Origin of the sequence: Leptolyngbya cf. ectocarpi LEGE 11479 (assembly GCF_015207065.1) — a bacterium.
GTDB classification, from domain to species: Bacteria; Cyanobacteriota; Cyanobacteriia; order Phormidesmidales; family Phormidesmidaceae; genus Leptothoe; species Leptothoe ectocarpi.
In genome coordinates this window covers 1-3,724 of record NZ_JADEXP010000481.1, presented here as the reverse complement: position 1 = coordinate 3,724, position 3,724 = coordinate 1, and the positions used below count along the sequence as shown (strand labels likewise).

The following is a 3,724-nucleotide window of genomic DNA, read 5'->3' as shown; positions in this document are numbered from 1 at the left end:
GGCCTGTAGTCTCAGCGTGCTGGTAATCACCGTCATCCCCTGGGCCTGGGCCTTCGCTTTGCCCAGCTTTCGCAATAATGGGTTGAGAAAACGCGGATGGATGGCCACTAGCATCACCACCAGCGCCCCAACAGAGAGGAATAACAACCGCCAGTCGTTGGATACGGTGATGCTAAAGCTAATGGCCGCTAACCCCAGGGCCGCTGCTGCCATCAGTAACGGTTCTAGCAATACCCCGACAATAGCCGCCCCCGTAGACGACCCAGTGGACTGGAGCGCCCGCACCCGGCCATAAAAGTGCCACACATTTCCCGGCAAATATTTAGCAATATTCGTTTTGAGATAGACCACCGTAGACCAGCGACTATCCCGAGGCTGGCCAATCGTCTGCAAAATCAGATGCCACACCCACCCTGACCAGATATGGGCGATCAGGGTGATACCCAGGGCAATGGTCAGCAGTGCCACGGTAGCACCTGTAATTTGCAGACTTCTAACCTCTTGCCAGTGATCCTTTAGGGTTTTGGCAAGAAAGAAGAGAATACCGCCGAACAACAGCCAGCGAAGGGTGCGTTTAACCATGGTTGGGGAAAGCCAGCGCATAAAACGGCGAAATAAAACAAGTGTGAGTGGTCACGGGTATCAGATCGACAACGTTATTAAACCGCGTCTCCACCTAAATTGGTTGATTTTGTAACCCAGACTTTTAATTTGGTTGAGGCTGATAGCCCTCCATAATACGACCGCAGCAGCGATATTGCTGGGCATAGGTTTGGCTGACAGGATGGCTTAGATCCACAATGGAGTCAATCCCAATGCCGTTGCGACCTTGATCTTTGCCGGAGCTGTGGATGTAGCGGCCTGCGCCCAGGTGCAGGGCGACATGGGTAGTGCGCTCGGAGGGGCCAAAAAAAATCAGATCCCCTGGCAGTAGATTGCCTTTATTAATGGTGTCTGTAAAGGCTTCTTGCTGATATGAGTCGCGCGGCAGGGGTACCCCGACTGAGGCAAAGGCGGCCTGCATTAGCCCCGAACAGTCGTAGTTAGGGGCGACGGTACCTCCCCACAGATACTCATTGGAGACGGCCATGGCGGCCTGGGTAAAGGCAATGGCCCCAGGAATAGCCTGCTCGATATCGCGACGGGTGACGGTGGGGGGCTGGTAGGGGGCGGTCGCCAGGGTTAGCTCGGCAATAGCGTCTAGCCGCAGCCAGCCTGGATAATTGTCAGCGCTGAGAACCACGCGGATGCCGTCTGGGTCAATGGCTGTGATTTTGAGCTGTCGTCCGGCGGCGGCCTGGGTGACGAGGCTAGGTTGAGTGGACGTCTGGTAGAGGTTGAGGGTGCGATCGCATCGATACTCAGCGTCGGGTTGCGATCGCCACAATTCTTTCAAATCCTCTAATTGCACCACACTCACCTTTATCTAGTCTTGAATTAAAACCCGTAATAGTACCGACATTGCGGCCATGCAGAGCATTATGCCCCACAGCAGCCGTTAGCAGCAGATCTCTTGATTGAACGAATGCGCCATTACATCAGACAATAAAAAAACATTTTGTTGCATTAGCTACCATTTGCTAGCAGTCCCAATCCGTTAATCATCGTTATGAGTCTGACCGCATCCCGACCCAAGATCAACGACACCTTTCGTATTAGCCCCAAAGCGCTAGATATTCCCGAGCGTTTGCTGCTGGGTCCCGGCCCCTCCAACTCCAATCCGGACGTGGTCGCCGCCATGAATCGCCAGCCCATCGGTCACCTGGACCCGGCCTATCTGGACCTGATGGACGAAGTGCAATCCATGATGCGCTACGTCTGGCAAACCGAGAACCCAATGACGCTACCCATCAGCGGTACTGGGTCTGCCGCCATGGAAGCCACTCTGGCGAATGCTGTTGAACCAGGGGATGTGGTTCTAGTTGGGATCAACGGATACTTTGGCAATCGTCTGGTGGATATGGCCAGCCGCTACCGCGCTGATGTGCGCAGCATCAGCAAACCCTGGGGGGAAGTCTTTAGCCTTAGCGAACTACGGTCTGCTCTTGAAGAGCATCGTCCAGCGATTTTAGCCCTGGTCCATGCTGAAACCTCCACCGGAGCCCGTCAGCCCCTCGAAGGCGTGGGCGATCTGTGTCGTGAATTTGACTGTCTACTGCTGATCGACACCGTTACTAGCATGGGCGCTATTCCCATTTTTCTAGATGAATGGAAAGTGGACATGGCCTACAGCTGTAGCCAGAAAGGTCTCAGCTGCCCTCCTGGAAGTTCTCCTTTCACCATGAGCGAACGGGCTCTGCAAAAGCTGGATAAGCGCCAGACTAAGGTGGCCAACTGGTACTTGGATATCTCGCTGCTGCGCAACTACTGGGGTAAGGGCCGTACCTACCATCACACCGCACCGGTCAACATGACCTATGCCATCCGCGAAGCGTTGCGTCTAATTATTGAAGAAGGGTTAGAAAACTCTTGGGAGCGTCATCAAAAAACAGCTGAGAAGCTATGGGATGGTCTGGCCGATCTAGGTCTCAGCTGTCACGTGGATAAGGAGTATCGTTTACCGACGCTGACTACCGTTAATGTGCCCGATGGTGTTGATGCCAAAGCTGTGACCAGCAAGGTGCTGTCCGATCACAATATGGAAATCGGCAACGGTCTGGGTGAGCTGGGCGGCAAGGTTTGGCGCATTGGCCTGATGGGTTACAACAGTCAGCCAGAGAATGTAGATCGTGTTCTAAGCGCTCTCGGCAAAGTGCTAAAAGAGATTTAAATCTCTCACCTCAAAGTCCTTCTCCCCCACCTCAAAGTCCTTCTCCCTGGGGGAGAAGGATTTAGGAAGAGGGCAAATGCAGCACCTCGAGCCAATTTCCAGTCGATATTTTTGTTTAGTTGAGTGATTTGAGCATTGGAGTACCGGTCACTAGCTGATAATGTTCCACCGTGGGAAACGGATCATAAAAGTGATGTAACAACGCTTTCCACTGTTGATACTCCTCTGACCCGCGAAAACCTTGGGTGTGATCTTCCAGGGTTTGCCAGGTCACCAACAAAATATAGCGATTGTCTTTTTCGATGCACTTTTGCAGCTGATGGCCGCCATAGCCCGCCATCGAGCTAATGATGATCTGTGCCTGCTGAAATGCCTTTTCAAAAGCCTCTGTTTCACCTAGTTTAACATTGAGGATAGCAACTTCTAAAATCATGGTTTGAGTAGCCAAGAGCGGCAGATCTTCTAGAATGGGTCTATCAACGAATTCAATCCTGATGAGGGCTATGTCCTTACTACGCTCCCCTATCTCTACAGATACTTGGACCCCAGTGACCTGGGATGAATTCGTGCAGCTGATCGAGCAGCCTAAACATCAACACCATAAGACCTATTATTACAACGGCAAAGCGAGGATTGAAACGATGCCAACTGGCTCAGATCATGCCAGAGACCATGCTATTTTAATGCTCCTTATTGGTCTTTTCGGTATGGTTACGGGGCTTCCCCTCGATCCCCGTGATGCTTGCTCTTATCGCAAATCCGGCAGCGATGAATTTCAGCCGGATATTTCGTATTACATTGGCGACAATGCTAATTGTATTCCCAAACAGCAATTCCAAATTCCAAGATTAGGACATTGTAATGCCCTAGCCATAGTTCCATCAGAACACTAACAACGTTTTAGGAGGTATTGGTTCGTGCCTTTCGTGCCTTTCGTGTTTTTCGAGGTTTGGG

General features: G+C 51.9%; 4 protein-coding genes and 1 pseudogene. 2 read left to right on the top strand and 3 right to left on the bottom strand.

Features of this window, described 5'->3' with window-relative positions; translation table 11 throughout:
• Positions 1-603: pseudogene (locus IQ260_RS28705) on the bottom strand (hypothetical protein); the annotation flags it as partial.
• Between the two features lie 103 nt (positions 604-706).
• Positions 707-1,411 (bottom strand): C40 family peptidase, encoded by a 705-nt coding sequence (locus IQ260_RS28700; RefSeq protein WP_193996486.1) that lies wholly within the window; start codon positions 1,409-1,411, stop codon positions 707-709.
• Positions 1,412-1,609: 198 nt separating this feature from the next.
• Here IQ260_RS28700 and IQ260_RS28695 point away from each other — a divergent pair, with 198 nt between their 5' ends.
• Entirely contained in the window at positions 1,610-2,770 is a 1,161-nt protein-coding gene (locus IQ260_RS28695) for a pyridoxal-phosphate-dependent aminotransferase family protein (protein ID WP_193996484.1), read from the top strand.
• 115 nt (positions 2,771-2,885) lie between these two features.
• Here the strand turns inward: IQ260_RS28695 and IQ260_RS28690 are convergent, their stop codons facing one another.
• On the bottom strand, positions 2,886-3,218 hold the full coding sequence (locus IQ260_RS28690) for an antibiotic biosynthesis monooxygenase family protein (protein WP_228016521.1): 333 nt from the start codon (positions 3,216-3,218) through the stop codon (positions 2,886-2,888).
• A 55-nt stretch (positions 3,219-3,273) separates the two neighbouring features.
• On the opposite strand from IQ260_RS28690, the gene IQ260_RS28685 reads away from it, so the two are divergent.
• Positions 3,274-3,663: a Uma2 family endonuclease gene (locus IQ260_RS28685; protein WP_193996483.1), complete on the top strand. Its 390-nt coding sequence runs from the start codon at positions 3,274-3,276 to the stop codon at positions 3,661-3,663.
• Positions 3,664-3,724 lie beyond the last annotated feature (61 nt).